At 59.2% G+C, this 25312-nt stretch carries 34 protein-coding genes and 1 pseudogene; 4 read left to right on the forward strand and 31 right to left on the reverse strand.

Annotated elements, in window-relative coordinates:
- The first annotated feature begins 167 nt into the window (after window positions 1-167).
- Complete coding sequence (locus tag DSM107133_RS15045) at window positions 168-740, forward strand: pyridoxamine 5'-phosphate oxidase family protein (RefSeq protein ID WP_243253564.1); 573 nt, start codon at window positions 168-170, stop codon at window positions 738-740.
- Between the two features lie 103 nt (window positions 741-843).
- On the opposite strand, the gene DSM107133_RS15050 is transcribed toward DSM107133_RS15045, so the two are convergent.
- The gene (locus DSM107133_RS15050; protein WP_114293956.1) at window positions 844-2154 is read right to left on the reverse strand and encodes a replication-associated recombination protein A; all 1311 of its coding nucleotides are present in this window, start codon (window positions 2152-2154) and stop codon (window positions 844-846) included.
- The gene (locus DSM107133_RS15055; RefSeq protein ID WP_114293955.1) at window positions 2147-3538 is read right to left on the reverse strand and encodes a trypsin-like peptidase domain-containing protein; all 1392 of its coding nucleotides are present in this window, start codon (window positions 3536-3538) and stop codon (window positions 2147-2149) included. The genes DSM107133_RS15050 and DSM107133_RS15055 overlap by 8 nt, the downstream gene beginning before the upstream one ends.
- A 170-nt stretch (window positions 3539-3708) precedes the next feature.
- Here DSM107133_RS15055 and DSM107133_RS15060 point away from each other — a divergent pair, with 170 nt between their 5' ends.
- Complete coding sequence (locus DSM107133_RS15060) at window positions 3709-4164, forward strand: host attachment family protein (protein ID WP_243253565.1); 456 nt, start codon at window positions 3709-3711, stop codon at window positions 4162-4164.
- Between the two features lie 731 nt (window positions 4165-4895).
- Here DSM107133_RS15060 and rplQ read toward each other — a convergent pair.
- The 20 genes and pseudogenes from rplQ to rpmC form a co-directional block, all read right to left on the reverse strand.
- The gene (gene rplQ / locus DSM107133_RS15065) at window positions 4896-5312 is read right to left on the reverse strand and encodes a 50S ribosomal protein L17 (protein WP_028957262.1); all 417 of its coding nucleotides are present in this window, start codon (window positions 5310-5312) and stop codon (window positions 4896-4898) included.
- Window positions 5313-5444: 132 nt separating this feature from the next.
- Window positions 5445-6461 (reverse strand): DNA-directed RNA polymerase subunit alpha, encoded by a 1017-nt coding sequence (locus DSM107133_RS15070; protein WP_114293954.1) that lies wholly within the window; start codon window positions 6459-6461, stop codon window positions 5445-5447.
- A gap of 113 nt (window positions 6462-6574) precedes the next feature.
- Complete coding sequence (rpsK, locus tag DSM107133_RS15075; RefSeq protein ID WP_028957260.1) at window positions 6575-6964, reverse strand: 30S ribosomal protein S11; 390 nt, start codon at window positions 6962-6964, stop codon at window positions 6575-6577.
- 15 nt (window positions 6965-6979) lie between these two features.
- A complete protein-coding gene (gene rpsM / locus DSM107133_RS15080; protein WP_028957259.1) occupies window positions 6980-7348 on the reverse strand; it encodes a 30S ribosomal protein S13 in 369 nt (122 codons plus the stop codon).
- A 352-nt stretch (window positions 7349-7700) separates the two neighbouring features.
- Window positions 7701-8183, reverse strand: coding sequence for a DUF2938 family protein (locus DSM107133_RS15085; RefSeq protein WP_114293953.1), 483 nt, complete (start codon window positions 8181-8183; stop codon window positions 7701-7703).
- Between the two features lie 349 nt (window positions 8184-8532).
- Window positions 8533-9308 (reverse strand): annotated as a pseudogene (locus DSM107133_RS15090) (IS5 family transposase).
- Between the two features lie 67 nt (window positions 9309-9375).
- Window positions 9376-10017 carry an adenylate kinase gene (locus DSM107133_RS15095; protein ID WP_114292519.1) on the reverse strand — a complete coding sequence of 214 codons (642 nt, stop codon included), beginning with the start codon at window positions 10015-10017 and terminating at the stop codon, window positions 9376-9378.
- Window positions 10014-11384: a preprotein translocase subunit SecY gene (gene secY / locus DSM107133_RS15100; RefSeq protein ID WP_114292520.1), complete on the reverse strand. Its 1371-nt coding sequence runs from the start codon at window positions 11382-11384 to the stop codon at window positions 10014-10016. Before secY ends, DSM107133_RS15095 begins: the two co-directional genes overlap by 4 nt.
- Window positions 11385-11501: 117 nt before the next feature.
- Window positions 11502-11975 carry a 50S ribosomal protein L15 gene (gene rplO / locus DSM107133_RS15105; RefSeq protein WP_114292521.1) on the reverse strand — a complete coding sequence of 158 codons (474 nt, stop codon included), beginning with the start codon at window positions 11973-11975 and terminating at the stop codon, window positions 11502-11504.
- A gap of 844 nt (window positions 11976-12819) precedes the next feature.
- Complete coding sequence (rpmD, locus tag DSM107133_RS15110; RefSeq protein WP_028957254.1) at window positions 12820-13008, reverse strand: 50S ribosomal protein L30; 189 nt, start codon at window positions 13006-13008, stop codon at window positions 12820-12822.
- 2 nt (window positions 13009-13010) lie between these two features.
- Entirely contained in the window at window positions 13011-13589 is a 579-nt protein-coding gene (rpsE, locus tag DSM107133_RS15115; RefSeq protein WP_028957253.1) for a 30S ribosomal protein S5, read from the reverse strand.
- A gap of 127 nt (window positions 13590-13716) precedes the next feature.
- On the reverse strand, window positions 13717-14076 hold the full coding sequence (rplR, locus tag DSM107133_RS15120) for a 50S ribosomal protein L18 (protein WP_028957252.1): 360 nt from the start codon (window positions 14074-14076) through the stop codon (window positions 13717-13719).
- An 11-nt stretch (window positions 14077-14087) separates the two neighbouring features.
- Window positions 14088-14621: a 50S ribosomal protein L6 gene (gene rplF, locus DSM107133_RS15125; RefSeq protein ID WP_114292523.1), complete on the reverse strand. Its 534-nt coding sequence runs from the start codon at window positions 14619-14621 to the stop codon at window positions 14088-14090.
- A gap of 10 nt (window positions 14622-14631) precedes the next feature.
- On the reverse strand, window positions 14632-15024 hold the full coding sequence (gene rpsH / locus DSM107133_RS15130; RefSeq protein ID WP_089421176.1) for a 30S ribosomal protein S8: 393 nt from the start codon (window positions 15022-15024) through the stop codon (window positions 14632-14634).
- 13 nt (window positions 15025-15037) lie between these two features.
- On the reverse strand, window positions 15038-15343 hold the full coding sequence (gene rpsN, locus DSM107133_RS15135) for a 30S ribosomal protein S14 (protein ID WP_114292524.1): 306 nt from the start codon (window positions 15341-15343) through the stop codon (window positions 15038-15040).
- 20 nt (window positions 15344-15363) lie between these two features.
- Window positions 15364-15927 carry a 50S ribosomal protein L5 gene (gene rplE, locus DSM107133_RS15140; RefSeq protein WP_114292525.1) on the reverse strand — a complete coding sequence of 188 codons (564 nt, stop codon included), beginning with the start codon at window positions 15925-15927 and terminating at the stop codon, window positions 15364-15366.
- Window positions 15927-16232: a 50S ribosomal protein L24 gene (rplX, locus tag DSM107133_RS15145; protein ID WP_114292526.1), complete on the reverse strand. Its 306-nt coding sequence runs from the start codon at window positions 16230-16232 to the stop codon at window positions 15927-15929. Before rplX ends, rplE begins: the two co-directional genes overlap by 1 nt.
- Complete coding sequence (rplN, locus tag DSM107133_RS15150; RefSeq protein ID WP_011567679.1) at window positions 16232-16600, reverse strand: 50S ribosomal protein L14; 369 nt, start codon at window positions 16598-16600, stop codon at window positions 16232-16234. The genes rplX and rplN overlap by 1 nt, the downstream gene beginning before the upstream one ends.
- A gap of 73 nt (window positions 16601-16673) precedes the next feature.
- Entirely contained in the window at window positions 16674-16913 is a 240-nt protein-coding gene (gene rpsQ, locus DSM107133_RS15155) for a 30S ribosomal protein S17 (protein ID WP_089421180.1), read from the reverse strand.
- 11 nt (window positions 16914-16924) lie between these two features.
- Window positions 16925-17131: a 50S ribosomal protein L29 gene (rpmC, locus tag DSM107133_RS15160; RefSeq protein WP_028957245.1), complete on the reverse strand. Its 207-nt coding sequence runs from the start codon at window positions 17129-17131 to the stop codon at window positions 16925-16927.
- Between the two features lie 217 nt (window positions 17132-17348).
- Here rpmC and DSM107133_RS15165 point away from each other — a divergent pair, with 217 nt between their 5' ends.
- The gene (locus DSM107133_RS15165; RefSeq protein WP_114292527.1) at window positions 17349-18101 is read left to right on the forward strand and encodes an SDR family oxidoreductase; all 753 of its coding nucleotides are present in this window, start codon (window positions 17349-17351) and stop codon (window positions 18099-18101) included.
- A 69-nt stretch (window positions 18102-18170) separates the two neighbouring features.
- Here the strand turns inward: DSM107133_RS15165 and DSM107133_RS15170 are convergent, their stop codons facing one another.
- On the reverse strand, window positions 18171-19154 hold the full coding sequence (locus DSM107133_RS15170) for a hypothetical protein (protein WP_114292528.1): 984 nt from the start codon (window positions 19152-19154) through the stop codon (window positions 18171-18173).
- Window positions 19155-19376: 222 nt separating this feature from the next.
- Between DSM107133_RS15170 and DSM107133_RS15175 the strand changes: the two genes are divergently transcribed.
- Window positions 19377-19997 carry a 2OG-Fe(II) oxygenase family protein gene (locus DSM107133_RS15175; protein ID WP_114292529.1) on the forward strand — a complete coding sequence of 207 codons (621 nt, stop codon included), beginning with the start codon at window positions 19377-19379 and terminating at the stop codon, window positions 19995-19997.
- Between the two features lie 23 nt (window positions 19998-20020).
- On the opposite strand, the gene DSM107133_RS15180 is transcribed toward DSM107133_RS15175, so the two are convergent.
- From DSM107133_RS15180 to DSM107133_RS15215, 8 genes are all read right to left on the reverse strand, one after another.
- Entirely contained in the window at window positions 20021-20227 is a 207-nt protein-coding gene (locus tag DSM107133_RS15180; RefSeq protein WP_114292530.1) for a hypothetical protein, read from the reverse strand.
- Between the two features lie 366 nt (window positions 20228-20593).
- Entirely contained in the window at window positions 20594-21007 is a 414-nt protein-coding gene (rplP, locus tag DSM107133_RS15185) for a 50S ribosomal protein L16 (protein ID WP_114292531.1), read from the reverse strand.
- 12 nt (window positions 21008-21019) lie between these two features.
- Window positions 21020-21727 (reverse strand): 30S ribosomal protein S3, encoded by a 708-nt coding sequence (rpsC, locus tag DSM107133_RS15190; protein WP_114292532.1) that lies wholly within the window; start codon window positions 21725-21727, stop codon window positions 21020-21022.
- Window positions 21727-22107 (reverse strand): 50S ribosomal protein L22, encoded by a 381-nt coding sequence (rplV, locus tag DSM107133_RS15195; protein ID WP_037915861.1) that lies wholly within the window; start codon window positions 22105-22107, stop codon window positions 21727-21729. The genes rpsC and rplV overlap by 1 nt, the downstream gene beginning before the upstream one ends.
- The gene (gene rpsS / locus DSM107133_RS15200; RefSeq protein WP_114292533.1) at window positions 22104-22382 is read right to left on the reverse strand and encodes a 30S ribosomal protein S19; all 279 of its coding nucleotides are present in this window, start codon (window positions 22380-22382) and stop codon (window positions 22104-22106) included. Before rpsS ends, rplV begins: the two co-directional genes overlap by 4 nt.
- Window positions 22383-22385: 3 nt before the next feature.
- On the reverse strand, window positions 22386-23228 hold the full coding sequence (rplB, locus tag DSM107133_RS15205) for a 50S ribosomal protein L2 (protein ID WP_028957237.1): 843 nt from the start codon (window positions 23226-23228) through the stop codon (window positions 22386-22388).
- A 244-nt stretch (window positions 23229-23472) separates the two neighbouring features.
- Window positions 23473-24309 (reverse strand): polysaccharide pyruvyl transferase family protein, encoded by an 837-nt coding sequence (locus tag DSM107133_RS15210; protein WP_114292534.1) that lies wholly within the window; start codon window positions 24307-24309, stop codon window positions 23473-23475.
- 341 nt (window positions 24310-24650) lie between these two features.
- Window positions 24651-25310 carry a type VI secretion system-associated protein TagO gene (locus DSM107133_RS15215; protein WP_114292535.1) on the reverse strand — a complete coding sequence of 220 codons (660 nt, stop codon included), beginning with the start codon at window positions 25308-25310 and terminating at the stop codon, window positions 24651-24653.
- Window positions 25311-25312 lie beyond the last annotated feature (2 nt).

Consider the following 25312-nt stretch of genomic DNA (forward strand, 5'->3'; position numbering starts at 1 on the left):
GGCTTTGGCCGCGCGCACGGGGAACATGGACAGCCTTCGGAGCGGTCGCCCGCGCCAATCTACGTCTTCGGTGAGCCGGACACAGCGGACCTTTAGACCGCAAGAAAGTGTGGTAGTCTGTTATCAGTCAACTGCGAGGTTTGAAGATGTCAGAGCAATCAACCAGCATGTTTCACGATGGTCACCGTGCGTTGCAGGACAGGTTTGATGGCCGCCGAATGGCAGATGCATTGGAAAAGCATCGGCGGCTTCCCGAGTTTCGGGAGCAAGACGTCAGCTTCATAGAAAATGCAGAGTTCTTTTTCATTGCTACGGCATACGGACAAAGCGTGGACTGTTCCTTTCGGGGCGGAGCGCCCGGCTTCGTGCAAGTCACAGGTCCGACGCGACTTGAGTGGGCGGATTTTGATGGAAACTCGATGTATCGCAGCCTTGGCAATGCACTGAAATCACCGCGAATCGGACTTCTGTTCATTGAATTTGGCGCTCGGCCAAAGCGTCTGCGCGTCAATGGCAATTGCACTCTTGTCGACGGCCCAACGAAGGAAGGCCACAAGCTGACCGTGCGTGTCGACGCCGACGAGATCTTCCCAAACTGTCCGCGCTATATTCCCGATTTGACCAAAGCTGCTGCTTCCTCTTTCATACCGGACGAAACAGGGGCCAGCGCCAAACCCGAATGGAAAAACGCCGAGGACTTGCGCGATGCTCTTCCGGCAAAGGACCCGCACCGTCGATAACATTATAGAGGACCGGTGATGCAGGTTTATGTCACCCTGACCTCTTCTTTCGACCCTCGCCGCCCCTGCTAGGGTCTGGACCCATTCAGCCTGTCATCGGACCTCACCCTTCCCGCTTGGCCCGCAATTTAACGAAGTAATCCAGCCGCTTTTTCAGGTCCCTCTCGAACCCGCGTTCGACCGGATTGTAGAGAACCGGCCGCTTCATCCCGTCGGGGAAATAGTTCTGCCCTGAAAACCCGTCCTCGGCGTCGTGGTCATAGGCATAGCCCGAGCCGTAGCCCTGATCCTTCATCAGGCCGGTGGGCGCGTTCAGGATGTGTTTGGGCGGCATCATCGAGCCGGTCTTTTTCGCAGCCTGACGCGCGGCTTTGTAGGCGACGTAAGCGGCGTTCGATTTCGGTGCCAGCGCCAGATAGGTCAGCGCCTGCGCCAGCGCCAGTTCGCCCTCGGGACTGCCTAGCCGTTCATAGGTTTCCCAGCTTTGCAGGCACACGGCCTGGGCGTTGGGATCGGCCAGGCCGATGTCCTCGACCGCCATGCGGGTGATGCGCCGCGCCAGATAGCGGGGGTCTTCGCCGCCCTCCAGCATCCGCGCGAACCAGTAGAGCGCCGCATCGGGGTCGGACCCGCGCACCGATTTGTGCAAGGCCGAGATCAGGTTGTAGTGATGTTCGCCGCTTTTGTCATATTGCGCCGCGCGGCGCATCAGGCGGGTGGCCAGCGCGTCGGGACCAAGGTTGCCGTCAACCTTCCAGCCGCTGACCTGTTCAATCAGGTTCAGCAGCGCCCGCCCGTCCCCGTCCGCCATTTCCAGCAGCGCCTCGCGCGCGGGGCCGTCCAGCGGCAGGGCGCGGCCCAGCTCTTTCTCAGCGCGTTGCGCCAGCCGTTCAAGGTCTTTCAGCTCAAGCCGCTGCAACACCAGAACCTGCGAGCGGGACATAAGCGCGGCGTTCAGCTCGAAACTGGGGTTCTCGGTGGTGGCCCCCACCAACAGGATTGTGCCGTCTTCCATATGCGGCAGGAACCCATCCTGCTGCGCCTTGTTGAAACGGTGAATCTCGTCAACGAACAGCAATGTGCCCTGCCCGTTCTGGCGGCGTATGCGGGCGGATTCGAAAACCTTCTTCAGGTCCTGCACGCCGGTAAAGATCGCGCTGATCTGCACGAAATGCAGATCAGTTTCCCCCGCCAGCAACCGCGCGATGGTGGTCTTGCCCACGCCGGGCGGTCCCCAGAAGATCAACGAACTCAGGGTGTCCCCTGCCAGCATCACGCCCAGCGGCGCGTCGGGGCCAAGGATGTGATCCTGTCCGATCACCTCGTCCAGCCGCGCAGGACGCAGACGGTCCGCCAGCGGGCGGCCCTTGGTCGGCGCTTCCGGTCCGCCGGGGGTGTCAAACAGATCAGCCACCGCGCAACCGCAGTCCGGCACGACGCCCGTCACGGATCAGCCCGAAGGCATACCAGCGGCCCGAAGCCTCAAGCGTTTTCCGGAACGTTTCCGGATCGGTAATCGCCACATCGTTCAGCGTTTCGATGATGTCGCCGGGGCGCAGTCCCGAACGGGCGGCGGGGCCTTCCAGTTGCGTGACAACAACGCCCTCGGCCTCGATCGGCAGGTTCATTTCGGCAATCACCGCCGGATTGATGCGCGCCACGGTCAGGCCGGGAAAGCGCGACTGCGGTCCAAAGCTGTGCGGATCGCGGGGTGGCTCATCCGGTGCGGCCACCAGTTCCACCGCGATATCCTCTGCCTTGCCGTCACGCAGCCGCGTGATCTGCGAGGTCTTTCCAAGGCCCGCAACAGTCATGCGATAGACCATTTCCGACGGCGTGTTCACCGGCAACCCGTCGACGGCGGCGATCACGTCGCCGACCTCGAATCCTGCGGTCAGGAACGGGCTGCTGGGGTGCAGGCCCGACACCACGATACCGCTGACCGACGGCAGGTTCAGCGACTGCGCCATGTCGAAGTCGACCGGCTGGCCCGACATGCCCGCCCACGGACGGCCAAAGGAGGTGGCCCCCGCCCGCGCCTGTTCGACAAAGCTGTGCACCAGCCCCGCCGGAATCGCAAAGCCGATGCCGTTCGAGCCGCCCGATTTGCTGACGATGCGGGTGTTGATGCCGATCACGCGGCCGCCCATGTCCACCAGCGCCCCGCCCGAGTTGCCGGGGTTGATCGGCGCGTCGGTCTGGATGAAATACCCATGCCCCGCGCCCCCGGCCCCGCCCGACCGCGCGAGGCCAGACACGATGCCGCTGGACACGGTTTGCCCGACGCCAAAGGGGTTGCCGATGGCCAGCACCAGTTCGCCCACTTCGACGGTGGCGCTGTCGCGCAGGGTGACAAAGGGCAGATCATGCGCGCCGACCAGTTGCAGCACCGCCAGATCGCTGTCTTCGTCCGCCAGCAGCACGTCGGCGGCATATTCTGTGCGGTCGCTCAGCACCACGCGGATTTCGGTGGCCATGCCGACGACGTGATAGTTGGTGACCATCAGCCCGTCGGCACTGAGGATCACACCCGAGCCAAGCGAGCTTTGCACACGCGGCTCGCGCTGGCCCATACCCTCGAAGAAGCGGTCAAAGAATGGGTCGTTCATGAACGGGGTCTGGCGTCCCTCGGTCACCCATTTGGCATAGATGTTGACCACGGCGGGGGCCGCCTGTCGCACCACGGGGGCAAAGCTGAGCGAGATTTCGCCCTGGCTTTGCGGAACCTTGTCCATGGTCTGCGCCTGAGCGCCCAGGGCTGTGAAAACCAACGTAGCGGCAAGGATGAAACGTCTCATGGCACCTCCGGTTTGCTCTTGGGATATGCCCAGACGGGACGGCAATTGCAAGACGCGGGCGGTCTGGCGACGCCGCACGCGCATGACACGGCAATGTGCCGCCCCGCTCGGAACCAGCGCCCCGCCCCATCCGTTTGTCCAATGAAACTGTTCATGAAAGGACATACGAGATGGCAAAACTGGCAAAAGGCACATGGATCGTTGTGACAGACAGCGAAAAAGCACTGTTCATGCGCAATCTGACCGACCTGCAAGATCCGAATTTCGAGGTCACGGACACCGAGCAGCAGGACAACCCGTCAGACAGCGCGCAATCGGCCAATCGCCCCGGACGTATGCAGGATGGCGGGATGAACCAACGTTCGGCGCTGGATGACACCGACTGGCACGAACTGGCCAAGGACCGCTTTGCCAAGGACCTGTCCGACCTGCTGTACAAGGCGGCGCACAAGGGGCTGTTCGACAAGCTGGTGATCGTGGCCAGCCCGCAGGTGCTGGGCGTTCTGCGCGATGACATGCATGTGGAAGTGACCAGCAAGATCGTCGCGGAAATCCCCAAGACATTGACCAACCATCCCGTGCACGAGATTGAACAGATCGTGAAGCACGCGCTGGAAGCGGCTTAGGGTCTGGACCCATTAATCTTACGTTGTCAGTTTGACAGATTTTTCCGCTGACAAGCAGCATCTGTGCAAGAATAGTGGTTCTATTTCAAACAGATGCGCCGCAGGCTGCGGGAAAATCCGTCAAACCCGCAGGGCGGCAATTTCACTTCATTTCAGTGTCTTGGGCCGCTTGCAAATAGAACCACTATTGGCAGCACGACCCAAACCACTGAAATTTCGCGAAATTGCCGCTGACGACATAAGGTTAATGGGTCCAGACCCTAGGCGCGAAGGTCGTGCATCTTTGACGCGATGCGGCTGATTTTCGGAAACCCGCAAGGACTGCAATATTGGTCCTAACCGGCCCTTCGGAAGTTTTCTACCGAGGGGCCGCAGTGTGGACTTTGTGGCAATTCACCAAAGCCCGGAAGCAAGGCTCGAAGAGCTGCCGGGCAGCGCCCGACCGCCCCATGGGCGGGCGCTTCCTCACCGTCTTGCGCCTCTTCATCCCCACGCCAAAGCATAGAAATTAAGTGGCATCCACCCATGTGGTGATGCCCACCCGCGGTCAGGCGCCGCCCTGTGTGGTTAAGTCACTTTGGACTCGAAGCCGTCATTCTCTGCGCTTTGCGCGAACGTCCGGTTTCCGCTTTGTGTCAGTCAACAACCGAGCAACTGCCCACCAAACGCAAAACGCCGCCCCTGTTCAGGAGCGGCGTTTCGATGTCCAGACCCGCAGGTCCGACCAAAAATCAATCTTCGGCTTCGACTTCGACCAGACGCGCTTTGTCTGCGGCGCCTTTGGCGTCGCGGTCGCGGTCCACGAATTCGATGATCGCCATGGGCGCCATGTCACCGTAACGGAAACCGGCTTTCAACACGCGCACGTAACCACCTTGGCGGTCTTTGTAGCGCGGGCCCAGAACTGCGAACAGTTTCTCGACGAAAGCGTCTTGTTTCAGCTTGCTTGCGGCCTGACGACGGGCGTGCAGGTCACCGCGTTTCGCCAGCGTGATCATTTTCTCGATGATCGGCTTCAGCTCTTTCGCTTTGGGCAGGGTTGTCTTGATTTGCTCATGTTCGATGAGCGAGCCGGCCATGTTTGCCCACAGCGCCTTGCGGTGCTCGTGTGTGCGGTTCAGGCGGCGGTATCCACGTGCGTGACGCATGTTCGTTCTCCTAGATGTGCCCTCTACGGGCGGTTTTGCTTTGTCTGGCCCGCGATGCGTGTCTTGGGCTCTCCTTGGGGCTTGTGGCCCAGTCGTGGTCCGGGGCGGGGTCTCCCCCGCCTCGGGGTCGTCTTAGAAGGAATCTTCGAATTTCTTCGCCAGATCCTCGATGTTGTCTGGTGGCCAGTCCTCGACGTCCATGCCAAGGTGCAGACCCATGCCCGACAGCACTTCCTTGATTTCGTTCAAGGACTTGCGGCCAAAGTTCGGGGTGCGCAGCATTTCTGCTTCGGTTTTCTGGATCAGGTCGCCGATGTAGACGATGTTGTCGTTCTTCAGGCAGTTGGCCGAACGTACCGACAGTTCCAGCTCGTCCACTTTCTTCAGCAGAAGCGGGTTGAACTCGAGACCGTCGTCGTCGTCCTGACGCGAAGCCGATTCCGGCTCGTCGAAGTTGACGAAGATGCCCAGCTGGTCTTGCAGGATACGCGCGGCAAAGGCCACGGCGTCGTCCGGCGTCAGCGAGCCGTCTGTTTCGATCTTCATGGTCAGCTTGTCATAGTCCAGAACCTGACCTTCGCGCGTCGGCTGCACGTCATAGCTGACGCGTTTGACAGGCGAATAGATCGCGTCGATCGGGATCAGACCGATGGGCGCGTCTTCGGGTTTGTTCTTGTCGGCTGCGACATAGCCCTTGCCCGTGTTTACGGTCAGTTCCATGTACAGATCGGCACCGTCATCCAGGTGGCAGATCACATGTTCGCGGTTCAGAATCGCAATGCCCGCGCTTTCCGAGATGTCGCCGGCAGTGACAACGCCCGGACCTTTTGCCGAAATCGACAGGCGCTTGGGCCCTTCGACTTCCATGCTCAGGCTCACGCCCTTGAGGTTCAGGATGATGTCGGTCACGTCTTCGCGCACACCGGCCACCGAGGAAAACTCGTGCAGCACGTTGTCGATTTGCACCGATGTGATGGCCGCACCTTGCAGCGAGCTCATCAGCACGCGGCGCAGGGCGTTGCCCATTGTCAGACCAAAGCCGCGTTCCAGCGGTTCGGCGACAACTGTGGCCTGACGCGCCGGGTCGTTGCCCGGTTTCACGTCAAGCTGCTGAGGCTTGATCAGTTCAGCCCAATTCTTGTGGATCATGCGTCCCTCCATTCTTGTCTGTTCCCCATGTCCTTAAGGAGCAGACTCCCGAGGTTTCAAAAAAGCGGATCGGGGCCGCGTGCAGACACGCAGCCCCGAAGGTAAAAATCAGCTTAGACGCGGCGGCGTTTCGGCGGACGGCAGCCGTTGTGGGCCATCGGTGTCACGTCACGGATCGACGTGATGTTGAAACCGACAGCCGCCAGGGCGCGCAATGCGCTCTCACGACCCGAGCCGGGGCCTTGCACTTCGACTTCCAGCGTTTTCACGCCGTGGTCTTGTGCTTTTTTGCCTGCATCTTCGGCGGCCATCTGGGCAGCGTAAGGTGTCGATTTACGCGACCCTTTAAAGCCCATGGTGCCTGCGGACGACCATGCAATCGCGTTGCCTTGAACGTCCGAGATCAGGATCTTGGTGTTGTTGAAGGAAGAGTTCACATGCGCCACACCAGCGGCGATGTTCTTGCGCTCTTTTTTCTTTGTACGTGTCTTATCGCGTGCCATTGATCAGAGCCTCCCTTATTTCTTCTTACCGGCAATGGCCTTTGCGGGGCCTTTGCGAGTACGTGCGTTGGTGTGAGTACGCTGACCACGAACGGGCAGGTTGCGACGGTGACGCAGGCCACGGTAGCAGCCCAGGTCCATCAGGCGCTTGATGTTCATCTGCGTGTCACGACGCAGGTCACCTTCGACGGTGTAGTTTTCGTCGATGTGCTCGCGGATTTTCAGAACTTCGGCGTCGGACAGTTCGTTCACACGACGCGATGCGTCGATGCCAACTGCTTCGCAGATGGCTTTGGCCGAAGTGTTACCGATACCGGTGATATAGGTGAGGGCGATTGGGACCCGCTTTGCAGTGGGGATGTTAACGCCGGCGATACGTGCCACGTGTCATTTTCCTTTTCGTTGCGAGCCCGTAGTTCCGGGCCCTTTTTTCACAACATAAGCCCGAAGCATTTCTGCTACGGGCCGCCGCTGATCAGGTGATCTGTTCCTGTCGGGCGCGACCCGGTCGGAACACTGCGATTCTCTTTCGAGATAGGGCTAATTATGTGGCCTTTGGGGTGGGGTCAACCCCCCTGTGGATAAGGAAGCCGTGACCTTACCACAAAGGGCTGTGCGCGCCCGCAAATGGACATCGTGGCGTGCATGAAATGCCGCGTTATGTCTGCGTGCACAGCTTTGCCACGATATCGTGCCGGTTGCAAATTCCCTGCCCCCGGCAGCGGCGGCGGGGCGCTCAGGACACCGCATTCCAGCAAAAGGCCGCCACCCAAAGCCCCGCGCCAAAGCTCAGATGCGCCAGCAGGCTTTTCAGGCGCGCAAGGCCGGGCTGCGGCGTGCGCCGTGCGGCCAGCCCTGCCCCCATGCCCGGTTGCAGGATCAGGAACGGCGCCAGCACACTAAGCGCCCCGAACGTCAGGGCCACGTCAAACCGCAGCGGGTTCTGGTTCCCGACCAGCCACAACAGAATACAGGCGAACACCACGCCCGTCAGGTAGTGCAGGCCCCAGCCAGCCCAACGCTCGCCCGCAATGGACGGGCTGGCGGTGATCGGGTGATGGCGCAAACGCCCATGCAGCAGATAAATGCCCCAGCGCCCGACCAGCGCATAGTTCAGCGGCTGGAGGCCCAGCGTGTGTTTCAGAACAAGGGCAACAAGATCCATGAACAGCGTGGCGCCGGTTCCGATGATCAGGGCGTCGCGGAAAAGCTCAGCCATTGTTTTGCGCCTTTAGAACTGGTGATGTGTGGGGGTTGGTCATTGATCTCGTGCTCCGTTGACGTTTCGACAGGGCGCAAGCTGTACAAAGTCAAGTCGGCTTGAGGTCAAGGGGGAATTTAGGATCTGATCTTTGTGTAAGGAAAAAGAAGCGCAATACAGGTAAAAAGCGCCCGCCCGCCACGCCAATGGCGTACGGTTCGTGCTTGGCGCACCCTGGGTCCGCAGTTGGAAGCGTTTGCCTGCGCTACAGGCGCGTCAAAGCAGGAAAGGCAGCCAAACCGAACAGCGTTACCGCGATGATCCGTTTGATACCTGCTGTCCCTGCTCCAAGCTTAGGGTCTGGACCCTAGGTCACCGACTCATAAGTTCGCAACCAGATCCTGATTGACGCGAGTTGTATGGATGCGAGGAAATTATCATCGCGTTTGTCATATCTTGTTGCTACCGCGCGGAAGTTTTTGAGTTTGTTGAAGAAACGCTCCACTGCGTTGCGTGCTTTGTAACGCTCGCGATCATGCGCGATGACAGGATTGCGTTGCGGCATCGAAGGGATCACGGCTTGCGCCTTCTGTTTGGCGATCAAATCACGGATCGCGTTGCTGTCATAGGCGCGATCCGCCAGCACGCTGCAGCCTTCTTTCAGTCGATCCAACATCTGCTCTGCCGCGTGTCCATCATAGGCCTGCCCAGCCGTCAGCATGAGCCGGATCGGGCGGCCAAGCGCGTCCACCAAAGCGTGGATTTTCGTTGTCAGCCCGCCCCTTGAGCGACCCAGGCAATCGGATCGCCCCCTTTTTTAGGGCCATTTGCGCCCTGTTGGTGTACCCGGATGGAGGAGCTGTCAATCATTTGCACCTCACCCTCATATGCCTCTGATATTGCTTCAAGAATACGCGCCCAGTGACCCGCACGCCGCCAGCGGTTGAAGCGGTTCACACAGGTCGTATGCGGCCCGTATCGGGCAGGAATGTCTGCCCAGGGCGCACCAGTCCGCAAGCGCCAGAAGATGCCGTTCAAAACCCGCCGGTCATCCACACGCGGCTTGCCGCGCACCTTCGTCGGCAGCAACGGCTGGATCACCGACCATTCAAAATCTGTCAAATCAAAACGTGCCATTCTCACCTCCACATTTGCCGGAAAGTGAATCACGTTTTCTAAAGTCTGTGAATCCCTTTTATGGGTATGTGACCTAGGAAAGCGCCTTGTCGATGGCCGCTTTCACCTCGTCAATCTCACCCAGACCATTGATCTTGGTCAGCATGCCCTTGGCGTAATAATAGCCAATCAGCGGCGAGGTTTTCTTGTAATATTCCATCAGACGGGTTCTGAGGCTGTCCTCGTTGTCATCTGCGCGGCGGCGGAAATCAGAGGCGCCGCAATTGCTGCACTTGCCGTCGGCAGGCTGCGGTTTGGTGTTGTCGTTGTAAACCTCACCACAATCGCCACAAGTCGAGCGTGCCGTGATCCGCGCGACCAAAGCCTCGTCGTCCACTTCCATCTCGATCACGGCGTCCAGCATTTCGCCTTCGACCGCCAGCAGGTTGGTCAGCGCATCGGCCTGCGCCAGCGTGCGCGGGAAGCCGTCAAAGATGAACCCGTTCGCCTTGACCGTGTTCAGCTGCTCACGGATCAGACCGATCACGATATCATCCGTCACCAGCGCACCACGGGCCATCACGTCGGCCACGATGTCGCCCATCTTGGTGCCGCTTTCCTTGGCGGCGCGCAGCATGTCACCGGTGCTAAGCTGCACCATGCCATGCTCTTCAACCAGAAAGCGCGCTTGCGTTCCTTTGCCCGCCCCTGGCGGTCCAAGCAGAATAATATTCATCGACGCACGGGGCTCCGTTTCTTGCGGGGTTTTCCCCCTTTGCCTTTGCCACGCAGGTTCGATTTTTCAATCAGCCCTTCGTATTGGTGGGCCAGCAGGTGTGACTGTACTTGTTGAATGGTGTCCATGGTCACCGAAACGACGATCAGCACCGACGTACCGCCGAAGTAGAAAGGAATGGTAAACTGGCTGCGCAGGATTTCCGGCAGCAGACAGACCAGCGCCAGATAGGCCGCGCCCAGCACCAGAATGCGGTTGACCACATATTCCAGATAGTCGGCGGTTTTCTTGCCAGGACGGATACCGGGCACAAAGCCGTTCTGGTTCTTCAGGTTGTCGGCAACCTCGTCGGGCTTGAAGCTGACGTTGAAGGTGTAGAAATAGGCAAAGAACACAATCATCGCCACGAAGAACAGCAGGTACAGCGGCTGACCGGGTCCAAAGTTGGCCAGCAGCCAGCTCATCACCGGATTGGTCGAGTTGCCCGAAAAGGTGCTGATGGTCACCGGCAACAACAGCAGCGAGGACGCAAAGATCGCGGGAATAACGCCTGCGGGGTTGACCTTGACCGGCAAGTGCGACGAACCGCCGTCATAGACCTTCATGCCGACCTGACGGCGCGGGTACTGAATGTGGATCTTGCGCAGGGCGCGCTCCATGAAGACCACGAACATGATGGTCACGATCACCATAATTATCACGCCGACGATCACCGCAGGGCTGATGGCGCCGCTGCGGCCGCTGGCAAAGAACTGCGCCAGTGCTGCGGGCACTTCGGCGATGATGCCGACGAAAATGATCAGCGAAATGCCATTGCCGATGCCGCGCGAGGTGATCTGTTCGCCCAGCCACATCAGGAACATAGTGCCGCCGACCAGCGTAATCAGGCAGGCCATGCGGAAATACAGGCCCGGATCGGTGACCAGATCGCCCGCCTCAAGGCTGACCGCAAGGCCGTAAGCCTGCAAGGTCGCCAGCGCCACAGTGCCGTAGCGGGTGTACTGGTTGATCTTCTTGCGCCCCTGTTCGCCTTCTTTCTTGAGCTGCTCAAGCGAAGGCACCATCGAGGTCAGAAGCTGGATGATGATCGAGGCCGAAATATAGGGCATGATCCCAAGGGCAAAAATGCCCATCCGCCCCAGCGCGCCGCCGGTGAACATCGACACCATGCCGCCGATGCCCTGCCCTGCGCCTTCCATGAAGTCACGCAGCGCTGCGCCGTCGATACCCGGAACGGGAATAAACGTGCCCAGGCGATAGACAATCAGCAGGCCCAGCGTGAACAGGATTCGGTTGCGCAGGTCAGTGGCCTTGCCCAACGCAGACCAGCTGGTGTTGGCGGCCATGTTTTCGACGGCGGATACCATATATCGGCTCTTTCTGTTGCGAAAACGCCGCCCAGGCCGTTTTCCGGCGGGCGGCGTTAAGGAAAACTCAAGGCTATGTAAGCCAGCCAGAGCCGGCCCACAAGGTTCGAGTAGGGTTTACTCGGCCGCTGCCGTGGTTGTGACTGTCAGCGAACCGCCAGCTTTCTCCACTGCTTCAACCGCAGACTTGGACGCGCCGGTCACTTGCAGGTCCAGCTTCGAGGTCACTTCGCCCTTGGCCAGCACGCGGATGCCGTCCAGTTTGCGACGCACCAGACCCGACGCAATCAGAACGTCTTCGGTGATCGCGGCAGCGCCGTCGATTTTCTTGGCGTCGATGAATTTCTGGATCAGGCCCAGGTTCACAACCGCATAGGATTTGCGGTTCGGCTTGGTAAAGCCACGCTTGGGCAGACGTTGGTACAGGGGCATCTGGCCGCCTTCGTAGCCGTTGATCGCCACACCCGAACGGGATTTCTGACCTTTGATACCACGGCCACCCATCTTACCGGTACCCGAGCCCGGGCCACGGCCAACGCGCTTGCGTTTCTTGGTGGCACCTTCGTTATCGCGCAGTTCATTCAGTTTCATGTCGCTTCTCCTTTTGCCGGATGTGACCCCCAGCGACGGGAGCGGTCAAACGCGGCGTTTCATGATTCTTGTGAGCCGGATCGGTGGCCACTGGGGGCGTATAAGGGATGGGGCGCGATGGGGCAAGAGGGAGATGGCGGGCGCAAGGCCGCGACATACAGACACGCCAGATCGCTGCGCCGACACGGTGTCGGGGCAGTTCAGGGCGGTCTGTATCTGGGAATTCATTGGGGCCGGTAAAAAGGGCGGCGCCGCCAGATCGGATATGCGAGACAGGCTTGGGGGCCTGCACCCTGAACCGTTCAGTGTGGCCCTTGTCAGGGGCCTCTATCCTGTGGAAACCGCCGGGGTGTTCGCCCCTGCGGCCGGTGTTGCAACGCACCAAGGTTTACGCGGTGCAGGTTAATGTGCGGTGAGGGGTGCGCGCGGTGGCGCACCCGACACGCTTAGCGATGTGCAGTCTGACGCAGATAGTCAGAGCGGCTGGGAATGGGTTTTGCGTTCAAAGCGGCTTTGAAAGCAGATGTCAGAGCCATCAGGGCTGCGGCAGCAAGGGAGAACAGGGCGATACGAGCGTACATGACAAATATCCGTGAATGAGTGGTCGTGTTGAGGCCGACATAGCCCCGCGCCCCGCCCCGCACCACAGACGAGATGGCAATACCGTCCTGCGCGGAATGCATGGCTGTGGGGGGGGAGACTCTGAGAAGAGGAAGGGCACAAAAGCCCGGGGGCAAGGTGCGCAGCACCGCCCTCGTGTTGTGCCGCAAACAGCAAAACGCCCCGCGGTTTCCCACGGGGCGTCTGGCGTTCCATCTGTCGGGCATTACACCCTGTCAGATGTTCAGCCCTTTTCTTCGATGATCTCGACCATGTGCGGGATCGAGTTGATCATGCCGCGCACGGAAGGTGTGTCTTCCAGTTCGCGCACACGGTGCATCTTGTTCAGGCCCAGGCCGATCAGTGTTGCGCGCTGTTTTGCAGGGCGGCGGATCGGGGAACCGATTTGTTTGATGACGATAGTCTTGGCCATGCTTATGCCTCCTCAGCCACTTGAGCGGACGACTCGACGTTGTCTTCGCGCTTGGGCAGAATGTCAGCCACTTTTTTACCACGACGCTGGGCAACCGAACGAGGCGAAGCCTCTTTCTTCAGGCCGTCCATGGTGGCGCGGATCATGTTGTACGGGTTTTGCGAACCGATCGACTTGGACACAACGTCCTTGACGCCGAGCATTTCGAAAACGGCACGCATCGGACCACCGGCGATGATACCGGTACCTTCTGGTGCTGTGCGCATCACGACCTTGCCGGCGCCGTGGCGACCTTCCATGTCGTGGTGCAGGGTGCGGCCTTCGCGCAGTTGAACGCGGATCATCTGGCGCTTGGCTTGTTCGGTGGCTTTGCGAATGGCCTCGGGGACCTCTTTCGCTTTACCTTTGCCAAAGCCGACGCGGCCTTTTTGATCGCCAACAACCACAAGTGCGGCGAAGCCAAAGCGCTTACCACCCTTGACGGTTTTGCTGACGCGGTTGATCGCGACCAGACGGTCTGCGAATTCCGGTGTTTCTTCCCGGTCGCGGCGCGGGCCGCGGCGGTTTTCACGTTCTGCCATGAGAACATCCTTTTCATTGGTGGCTTGCGCCGAATGGGTCAATCCTGGTGGGACAAGGCATGATAGACCTGGCCCCCCGGATCATCGAAGCCGCCCCCCGCAAAGCAAGGGGCGACCTACATGGGTCTTAGATTTTCAAACCACCTTCACGCGCAGCGTCGGCCAGAGCCTTCACCTTGCCATGAAAGAGGAAGCCGCCGCGGTCGAAGTATGCTTCTTCCACGCCTGCTTTCTTCGCGCGCTCTGCAATCGCAGAACCGACCTTGGTGGCCGCGTCGATGTTGTTTTTGCCAACAACGCCGAGATCTTTCTCGAGGCTGGAAGCCGATGCCACTGTGACACCATTCACATCGTCGATCAGCTGAACGCTGATGTTCTTGTTCGAGCGGTGCACCGAAAGGCGCATGCGCCCTGCGTTCACGCGGCGAAGTTTGTTCCGGACGCGCAGGCGGCGCTTGAGGAACAGGGTCCGTTTGCTGTTTGCCATCTGTCTGGTCCTTACTTCTTCTTGCCTTCCTTGCGGAAGATATACTCGTCTTTGTATTTGATGCCTTTGCCTTTGTAGGGCTCGGGCTTCCGCCAGGCGCGAATGTTCGCTGCAACCTGACCGACGAGTTGTTCATCAATGCCTTCGACCACGATCTCGGTCTGCTTCGGCGCGGTCACTGTCACCCCTTCGGGCGGCAGATAGTCGACGTCGTGGGACAGGCCAAGGTTCAGACGCAGGGTGTTGCCCTGCATCTGGGCGCGGTAACCCACACCGTTGATCTCAAGCTCTTTCTTAAAGCCTTCGGACACGCCGGTGACCAGGTTCGCGACCATTGTGCGGCTCATGCCCCACTGCTGGCGCGCGCGCTTGGATTTGCCACGGGGCGTGATTTTCACGACGTTGTCTTCGACCGTCAGGGTCACATCATCCGTTGCCTTGAACGAACGTGTGCCTTTGGGGCCTTTGACTTCGATCGACTGGCCGCTGACCGTTGCGGAAACACCGCTGGGCAGGCTGACCGGTTTCTTACCAATACGAGACATGAAACCCTCCTTAGAATACGGTGCAAAGCACTTCGCCGCCAACATTGGCCGCCCGTGCGTTTGCATCCGACATCACACCCTTGGGGGTGGAGACAATCGACACGCCCAGGCCCTGACGGACAACGGGGATGTCATTGACGCCCATGTAGACGCGACGACCGGGTTTCGAAACCCGTTTCACTTCGCGAATGACGGGTTCGCCTTCGTAGTATTTCAGGCTGATTTCGATGGCCGGGTGGCCGTCAGCGCCTGTTTTTGCTTCGTAACCGCGAATATAGCCTTCGTCGGCCAGCACGTCCAAAACCCATGCACGCAGCTTGGAGGCTGGTGTCATGACTGTGGATTTGCCGCGCATCTGGCTGTTGCGGATGCGTGTCAGCATGTCTGCGATAGGATCGTTCATACCAAAGCCCTCCTTACCAGCTCGACTTGACCATGCCGGGGATCTGGCCGTTCGAGCCAAGGTCCCGCAGCGCGATCCGCGAAATTTTTAGTTTACGATAGTACGCGTGCGGACGGCCGGTCAGTTGGCACCGGTTGTGCAAACGTGTGGCCGAGCTGTTGCGCGGCAGTTTCGCCAGCTTCAGGGAAGCGCGAAAGCGGTCTTCCATCGGCTGGCTTTCGTCGTTGATGATCTCTTTCAGTGCGGCGCGCTTGGCGGCGTACTTCTTGACCAGGGCTTCGCGCTTTTTCTCGCGCTCGATCATGGATTTCTTAGCCATATCTAAATTCCTTCCCGCGCTTACGAATTGAAGGGCATGTTGAAAGCTTTCAACAGCGCCTTGGCTTCTGCGTCGGTTTTCGCCGTCGTGGCGATCACGATGTCCATGCCCCAGGTTTCGTCAACTTTATCAAAGTTGATTTCAGGGAACACGATGTGCTCTTTCATGCCCATGGCATAGTTGCCGCGGCCGTCGAAAGATTTGCCCGATACACCGCGAAAGTCGCGGACGCGGGGCATTGCAATTGTGATCAGACGATCGAGGAATTCGTACATGCGGTCGCCACGCAGGGTAACCTTGGCACCCAAGGGCATGTCCTCACGCACCCGGAAACCCGCGATGGATTTCTTGGCGACTGTGGTCAAAGCCTTTTGGCCTGCGATCGCGGTCAGATCTTCCTGAGCGGATTTGGCTTTCTTGCTGTCACGGACAGCTTCTGCACCACAACCGATGTTCAGGACGATTTTGTCCAGACGCGGGATCTGCATGTCGTTCTTATAGCCGAACTCTTCTTTCAGGGCAGCGCGGACTGCGTCGCGGTACTGCTCCTTCAGGCGGGGTGTGTATTTTGCGTCGTCAAGCATTAGATCACGTCCCCTGTTGTCTTGGCAAAGCGCACTTTCTTGTCGCCTTCCACTTTGAAACCCACGCGGGTGGGGTTGCCCTTGGCGTCCACCAGAGCAATGTTGCTCAGGTCAACCGGCATCGCCTTGGGGATGCGGCCGCCCTGGCTGGTCTGGCTTTGGCGTGTGGCGCGGATGGCGATGTTCAGACCGTCAACCACGGCTTTGTTCGACTTGGGGTCAACAGAGGCGATTGTGCCCTCTTTGCCCTTGTCCTTGCCGGTGAGCATGACGACCTTGTCGCCTTTTTTAAGCTTCGCAGCCATCAGAGCACCTCCGGAGCCAGCGAGATGATTTTCATGAAGTTCTTGGCGCGCAGTTCGCGAACAACCGGGCCAAAGATACGTGTACCGATGGGCTCGTTGTTGTTGTTCAGGATGACGGCGGCGTTGCGGTCGAAGCGGATGGCGGTGCCATCTTCACGACGAACTTCTTTGGCAGTGCGCACAACGACGGCCTTGCGGACGTCGCCTTTTTTCACACGGCCGCGCGGGATGGCTTCCTTGACCGACACGACAATGATGTCGCCGACGGATGCGTATTTACGCTTGGAACCACCCAGCACCTTGATGCACTGAACACGGCGTGCGCCGCTGTTGTCAGCAACATCCAGGTTGGTTTGCATCTGGATCATTTGGTTTCTCCCGACCTTTGGGGGGCGATGCGTGCCTGATCCCCAGGGTTTCGATTAATGTTGAGAGCGTGGCTCAGGCGTCAGCGCCTGCGTACACTTCCCAGCGTTTTGTCTTCGAGCGCGGTGCACATTCGATAATGCGGACTGTGTCACCGACCTTGAAGGCATTCTGTTCATCGTGCGCCCGGTATTTCTTGGACTTACGAATGGTCTTTTTCAAAACCGGGTGCGTAAAGCGGCGCTCTACGTTCACGGTGATGGTTTGTTCGTTTGCGTCGGAGGTCACGACGCCTTGCAGGATACGCTTGGGCATGTCGGCCGTCCTTATTCAGCTGTGGCTGCGGTGGCAGCTTTTTGGTTCAGGATCGTTTTCACACGCGCGGCGTTGCGGCGTGCGGTGCGGATCTGAGCAGGGTTTTCCAGTTGGCCTGTGGCCTGCTGAAAACGCAGGTTGAAGCTTTCTTTTTTCAGCTCGGCCAGCTTGTCGCGCAGCTGGTCCGGCGTCATGTCGCGCAGTTCTTGGGCGTTCATCCCATTTTCCTTTCAACATCACCAGTAGGCCCCTGAGGGGTGACCATGATTCTGGTGGAGTTCATGATGAAAGGTGCCAATACGCGGGATGCACCCGCATGGCAACCCCTATGGAGGATATGACGGGTGGAATGTCGTGTTGCGACCTGTGCGCGATTGATTCCGAAAGCGGCAAGCTGGTATCGCACTGTAAACAGATGCAACCAGCGAGACTGTCATGCCCCAGAAAACCGCCCTTGTCACCGGAGCCGCACGCGGCATCGGCCTTGCCACCACACGGCTGTTCATCGAACAGGGCTGGCGCGTGGCCATGGTGGACCGCGACGGCGATGAGCTGGCCAGTGTCGCCAAGGGTCTCAACGAAGCCTCGCCTTTCGTCTGTGACGTGTCGCACCCCGATGAGGTGGACCAGATGGTGACGGACGTGCGCGCCAGCTTTGGCCGCATCGACGCGGTGGTGAACAATGCAGGCGTGGCCGATTTCGGCCCCATCGCGGACACCGACTTTGCCCGCTGGCGGCGGGTGATGGAGACCAACCTGGACGGCGTGTTCCTGGTCTCGCAGGCCTGTATCCCCGCGCTGAAGGAAACACGCGGTGCGCTGCTGAACATCGCATCGATCTCGGGCCTGCGGGCGTCGACCCTGCGCGTGGCATATGGCACGTCAAAGGCCGCCGTGATCCATCTGACCAAACAACAGGCCGCAGAGCTGGGCGAATATGGCATCCGTGCCAATTGCGTCTGCCCCGGCCCCGTGCGCACCAAGCTGGCGATGGCCGTACACACCCAAGAGATCATCGACGCCTATCACGACGCGATCCCGCTGAACCGCTATGGATCAGAGAACGAGATTGCCGAAGTCATCACCTTTCTCTGCTCGGACAAGGCCAGCTATGTCACCGGGCAGGTTGTCGCCTCGGACGGCGGTTTTGACAGCACCGGCGTCGGCCTGCCTGCCTTGCGGTCCTGATCTTTACCGTAGACGTCAGACGGGCGGGTCGGCAGGCCGGAATTGCAACCTGCCGACCCGCCCCGCCAATCACATGCCAACCGCCATAGCAGGTTCCGGCGCCGTCAGGATGGTGATGTCATCCAGGGTCACGTCCAGGCTGTCGAGCCGAACCGACAGCTCGACCTGCGGCTGCGTGTCTGTCGCTGCGAAGGTCAGAACCAGGTTGGAATATTCGAATGTCTGCCCCCCGTAAGTGTAGGACACCTTATCAATCTCGTATGACTCAAGCGTCCGGTCCTCTTCGCTGAGGTCAACAATCAGGCTGTCTTCATCGGGATCGAAGTCTCTGAACGAATTGATCGAGTCCTTGACAACATCAGGCGCATCCTCGGCGCCGTAGTCGACAACATCCAGCTTCATCTCATACACATCGGCCCCCGCGCCGCCGGTCAGAAAGAAGCCGCCCCGCTCGCTGTCATAGATCGTCGGGGCTGCACCGGTTTCGACATATCCCACCAGATGATCGTCACCCTCACCGCCTTCCAGAACCGCTGTAGAGTCAATCAGCACCGTATCCCCGCGATAGATCAGTTCGTCGTCGCCCTCGCCACCAAACGCGTGGTCAGCCGATCCGGCATAAAGCGTATCGTCGCCCGCATCGCCGTTGATCGTGACACCCAGCCCCAGGCTTTCGATCAGATCGTTCCCGTCGCCCGCGTTGATCACCAGATGCATGTCGTTCAGGATTGTAACGCTGTCATCGCCCCCCAACAGGTCGATCTGCTGGGTCTCGTCAATCAACGCCTGCTCTTCCCGACTGTCGGCAACGGCGACCAGCGTGTCGGCACCCTCTGTGCCGGTGACGACTTCATCACCGTCCAGCGTCAGCGCGCCCCCTTCGACGGTGGGCGTTTCGGGATCGGTTGGCGTTTCAGGATCGACAGGATCTGTCGGCGTCTCTGGTGTTTCCGGTGTTTCGGGCTCGTTGTCGTCCGCGGCGTCGTCAGACCCGTCAATCGCCACCGCAAAAAGCCCGAAACCCAGCAGCGCCATCAATGCAAGTGCGCCCATCGTGAAATCCCTTTAAGCAAATGCGGCATTTCCAAGCCGGAAGCCGCTAAGATATGGATGATTGTTTTCAGAAAAATAACAATCATGACTAGAAAAAGGCTAGTCACGGGTGTGGGGCATGTCAACGCGGTTTGCGGGCGGCTGCAATCTGTGATGTGGATGGCGCAGGGTGGTCTTTGCTCCCCACTCGCCTCTGCAATTGTCCTGCGCTAAGGAACCGACATGTCCAGCATCAAATCCCTCTTCGTCACCCGCCTGTACCACGCCCTGTTGTCCGAACACGGCCCCGCCATAGATGCGGCCGAGATGGAGGCCTCGTGCTATGCCATTGCCGAGGATGACGAGGCCGGACAGGACTGGTGCGAGGAGAACGGGTTTCCGGGCTACACCTCTTATGCGTCGCTGACCGACCTGCCCTGGCGGTTCCCGATCTTTGCCGATCTGGTCAAGTCGCTGGACAAGCACGTGATGGCCTTTGCCGAGGACGCAGGCTTTGACCTGGACGGGCGCAAGCTGGTGCTGGAGGATCTGTGGATCAACATCCTGCCCGAGGGTGGCACCCATTCGGGGCACATCCACCCGCATTCGGTGGTGTCTGGCACCACCTATGTCGCCATGCCCGAAGGCGCCAGCGCCATCAAGTTCGAAGACCCGCGCCACGCCATGATGATGGCCGCCCCGCCCCGCGTGAAAGACGTGCGCGAAGAGATGAAGCCGTTCATCTATGTCGCCCCCGCCGTCGGTGACGTGCTGCTGTGGGAAAGCTGGCTGCGCCACGAGGTGCCGATGAACATGAGCGAGGATGAGCGGGTTTCGGTGTCGTTCAACTACCGCTGGGAGTGAGGCCGACCCGGCAAGCGTAAAGCTTACTTCTTCCTAGCGGCTTTACGCGCCTCTTCCTGTTCTTTCACCAGCGCCTTCTCTTCCTTGGTCAGCTTGTTGCCCCACTGGTTGTTGCTGAGGCCCAGATCGGTTGGCATCGGTTTGGTCTTGCCTTTCTTGATGCTGCCGCCCTTGTTCAGGAACTCGCGGATCAGGTCTTCGTCGGTATTGGGTTTGGGGACTTGTTTCATCGCGGTTGCCTTTGTCTCGGTAGCGGAACGTCGTCTAAGCGCCATGGTAAGAGGGTTTGGATGTGATGGCCAGACGTGGTGTGACGTCCGCGTCAGAGGGCAGCGCCCGACCGCGGGTGGGCATCACAACATCGGTGGATGCCATTTTATTTCTAGTCCTTGGGGTGAGGAAACTGGGGCGCGATACAGCTAGGAAGCGCCCGCCCATGGGGCGGTCGGGCGCTGCCCGGCGGCACTGCGTGCCTTGATTCCGGGCTTTGGTGCTTGGTGAAAAGCCTTTGCATCTAAAACAGAAAAAGGCCCCCGCCGATCACGCGACGGGGGCCTTTTATCTCTGTCGGCTGACTGCGCCCTTGGGCGCAATCTTTACCAGTCCTCGCGGACAACCACGCGGGTTTTGATCGGCAGTTTCATCGCGGCCAGGCGCAGGGCCTCGCGTGCGATGTCTTCGCCGACGCCGTCGATTTCAAACATCACACGGCCGGGTTTCACTTTGGCCGCCCAACGGTCGACCGAACCCTTACCTTTACCCATACGAACTTCGATGGGCTTGGCTGTGACGGGAACGTCCGGGAAAATCCGGATCCAGACACGGCCCTGGCGTTTCATGTGACGTGTCATCGCGCGGCGTGCCGCTTCGATTTGACGTGCTGTAACCCGCTCGGGCTCAATGGCTTTCAGACCATAGGTGCCGAAGTTCAGGTCAGACCCGCCCTTCGCCAGACCCTTGATGGAGCCTTTGAACTGTTTGCGGAACTTCGTGCGTTTTGGTTGAAGCATCTCTCTTCCCCTTTAGCGACGGCCACCAGCGCCACGGGGCGCAGGACCATCCTGGAGTTCTTGTGCTTTACGGTCACGCGCCTGCGGATCGTGCTCCATGATTTCACCTTTGAAGATCCAAGTCTTGATCCCGATGATACCATAAGCAGTTGTCGCTTCGACGTGGGCGTAATCGATGTCGGCCCGCAGGGTGTGCAAAGGCACGCGGCCTTCACGGTACCATTCGGTCCGCGCGATTTCGGCACCGCCCAGACGGCCGGCAACGTTCACGCGGATGCCCAGGGCACCCATACGCATGGCGTTCTGAACCGCACGTTTCATGGCACGACGGAAAGACACCCGGCGTTCCAGCTGCTGTGCGATGCTTTCGCCCACCAGTGCCGCGTCCAGTTCCGGCTTGCGCACTTCAACGATGTTCAGGTGCAGTTCGCTGTCGGTCAGGTTGGCCAGCTTCTTGCGCAGAACTTCGATGTCGGCGCCTTTTTTGCCGATGATCACACCGGGACGTGCCGTGTGGATCGTCACGCGGCACTTTTTGTGCGGGCGTTCGATGATCACGCGGGCGATACCGGCCTGCTTGCACTCTTCCTTGATGAAATCACGGATTTTCAGGTCTTCCAGCAGAAGGTTCCCGTAATCCTTGGTGTCGGCGTACCAGCGGCTGTCCCAGGTGCGGTTCACCTGAAGACGCATACCGATCGGATTGACTTTGTTACCCATCAGGCTTGCTCCTCGACTTGACGCACTTTGATCGTGATTTCGGCAAACGGCTTCATGATCTTGCCAAACCGGCCACGGGCGCGCGGACGACCGCGTTTCAGTGTCAGGTTCTTGCCAACCCACGCTTCTGCGACGATCAGTTCGTCAACATCCAGGTTGTGGTTGTTTTCGGCGTTCGCAATCGCGGACTGAAGGCATTTCTTCACGTCCTGTGCGATCCGCTTTTTCGAGAACGTCAGGTCGGTCAACGCCTTGTCGACTTTCTTGCCGCGGATCATCTGTGCAACCAGGTTCAGCTTCTGAGGGCTGGTGCGCAGCATGCGGGTTTTTGCCATGGCTTCGTTGTCGGCCACGCGGCGCGGATTCTTATCCTTGCTCATTTGCGTTTCGCCTTCTTGTCAGCGGCGTGACCGTAATAGGTACGCGTCGGGGAATATTCACCGAACTTCTGGCCGATCATATCTTCGGAGACGTTCACCGGGATATGCTTGTGGCCGTTGTACACGCCAAATGTGAGGCCCACGAACTGGGGCAGGATGGTGGAGCGACGCGACCAGATCTTGATCACTTCGTTGCGGCCGCCTTCACGCGACGCTTCGGCCTTTTTCAGGACGTAGCTGTCGACGAACGGGCCTTTCCATACGGAACGAGACATCTATTAGCGTCCCTTCTTCTTGGCGTGACGCGAGCGGATGATCAGCTTTTGCGACGCTTTGTTTTTGTTGCGGGTACGAGCACCCTTGGTCGGCTTGCCCCAAGGCGATACGGGGTGGCGACCACCCGATGTACGGCCTTCACCACCACCATGGGGGTGGTCGATCGGGTTCATAACGACACCACGCACGGACGGGCGGATGCCCTTGTGACGCATACGGCCAGCTTTACCAAAGTTCTGGTTGCTGTTGTCGGGGTTCGACACGGCACCGACGGTCGCCATGCATTCCTGACGCACCAGGCGCAGTTCGCCCGAGGACAGGCGGATCTGGGCGTAGCCACCATCGCGGCCCACGAACTGGGCGTAGGTGCCTGCGGCACGCGCGATCTGACCACCCTTGCCGGGCTTCATTTCGATGTTGTGGACGATTGTACCGATGGGCATGCCCGAGAAAGGCATTGCGTTACCGGGCTTGATGTCAGCCTTTTGGCTCGACACGATCTTGTCCGCCACTGCCAGACGCTGGGGCGCGAGGATATAGGCCTGTTCGCCGTCCTCGTATTGCACCAGTGCGATGAACGCGGTCCGGTTGGGGTCATATTCGATGCGAACGACTGTGGCCGCCACGTCAAATTTGTTACGCTTGAAATCGACGATCCGGTAGAGGCGTTTCGCCCCACCGCCTTTGCGGCGCATCGTGATCCGTCCGGTGTTGTTCCGTCCGCCATTCTTGGTCAGACCCTCTGTGAGGGCTTTGACCGGGCGGCCTTTCCAAAGCTCCGAACGGTCGATCAGTACCAGCCCGCGCTGGCCCGGCGTCGTCGGCTTATACGACTTAAGTGCCATGTTTGCTGTCTTCCGTTTTGCTTGTCAGCGACCGAAGTCGCCGTGGTTGTAGGGCCCCGAAGGTCCCCGTTTGGAGTGTTCTTTGGCCACAAGTTGAACCTGGGCCGAAAACAAAGGCAAAGCCCCGGACGAATCCGGGGCTGGTGCCGATGGGGTCGTTTAGGGGAGCGCGCGGTTGGGGTCAAGCGGTAAGGCTTGGGAATATGGGGTTTGGCGCCTTACCCGCTTAGCCCACCTTGCCCGCTCAGCCCGTCTTGCGCAGCAAGGGGCAGGCCGCCACCAAAGCGGCATAGTCGAAATCAATCGCGCGCGCATCAAAGTCAAAGGTGGCATCCAGCGTTTCGACGTCCAGCGGCAATGTCGTGATATCGACTGCCGTCGAATGGCGGACTTTGTTCACCGACAGGAAATAGTCGTAGAACTTGAATTCGCGCCCCTTCGGGCTGTCGGAATAGAGCCATGCATTGGGAATGCCGTAGGCATCGGCAATCACCAGACCGTGCAACGAGGAGGTGATGATACGCTGACAGCCCAGCATCGCATCAAGCACCGTTTCCACATCATCGGTGCCAAGGTCGATCAGACGCACGCCATCACCGACGCTGCGGCGCAGCCAGTCGGTGTCTGACCAGCGCAGCACAAGACCGATCTCATGGGTCTTGGGCACCTTCGGGCGGTGAAATAACGGCGTCAGCAGCGCCGGATCGCCGTAGACACGCGGACAGGCGCCGCCCTTGTCCAGCACCCGCGCCCGCGTCAGCGGACCGCGCACGGCATGATAGGTCGCGTGACGATTGATCTGGCGCGGTGGCTCCGGCCCGAACGACCCAGTCCCCCAGACAACGGTCTCGTCCCGCACCCGGTTCAGGATCGAGCCGATCGCGATATATGACGGGATCTCTCCGTTGTTCTGAAGCGTCTCAAGTCCGGTGATCTGGCGAAACAACCAGGGCGACAGCGCGTCACCGAAATTTGGGGTTTGGGGCCAGTGGATCAGGGGCACCTTGCCATCGACCATCAACAGGTTTTCATGGTCGACCTGATAGCCGTCAAAAGGGCTTGCACCGGTTACAGTTGTCATCAGCGCTGCTTTCCCTGCTTCGATTGAAGCAACATATCGCAACCGATTGCCTCGCGAAACAGTAGATCATCCCGCGCGCGTCCGGGACAAGGCGAAGCCGCCGGACGATCGTCGGCCCGCCCCACGGGTCGGCGATTTGGCCAGCGGTGCGCGGGCCGGTGAGAGTGGAGGTATGTGGCGGGGATAAAGTGACAACCTGCAACGTCGGAACGCCAACCCTCGGGCCGACAACCGTCCGGCTTGGATGTTGCCGCAAGCGCCCTGTCCTCAAGCAGACCACTCAAGATAGGCCAGCCAACACGCAATATTGAAAGTGATCATCTTCCAATGTCATTTGAAGCTTAAGGCTTCCACTGACACGCCGTCGATAGCGGCGCAATTCTCTGAGACAAACCTGAAATGTCGAAAACGAACTCAACTGGTCCCGTATAAGTGTTGTAGGCCACCACCATCTTATCCTTTCCTAACATTTTTTTGATAAAGGGGATTGCTCGCGAACCAGACCAAACACCTATCCCGTCACCGCCTCTCATAGTTTCCATCCACTGCTTTCGTATGGAGCCTTCATCCAGTTTATATTTTACATTTTGATCATCGGTTGTGTACCGATCAAACCCAATAAATAAGTTCGTGGAATTCTCCATGCATCTCACCCAAAGCGTCGCATGAATTGGCGAACCAATAGAATTACCTTCCGTATTTTGACTGGTGACAGAGAGCCAGACATCCTTTCGATCTTCGAGTGCGCTCTTTTCATCTGTGTAACGCCACTGCTTTCCAGAAGGGCCGACAACTGGCAGTTCTGCCGCCGGCTCAGCTTCGGCTGTCTTCGACACCTCTTCCACGCTGCCATCAAGCTCCGAAGAAGTGTAACCTGTTACAAGGTCGTAGCAGGTGAGCCTATTGTCTGAGCCTTTCATGGAATGACAACGACTAAACTCTTCAGTTTGTGCAAATGACGGGGAAACAGTACAAAGAGTGAAAATTATGGCGAATTTCATGA

The sequence above is a fragment of the Pseudosulfitobacter sp. DSM 107133 genome (assembly GCF_022788695.1).
GTDB lineage: Bacteria > Pseudomonadota > Alphaproteobacteria > Rhodobacterales > Rhodobacteraceae > Pseudosulfitobacter.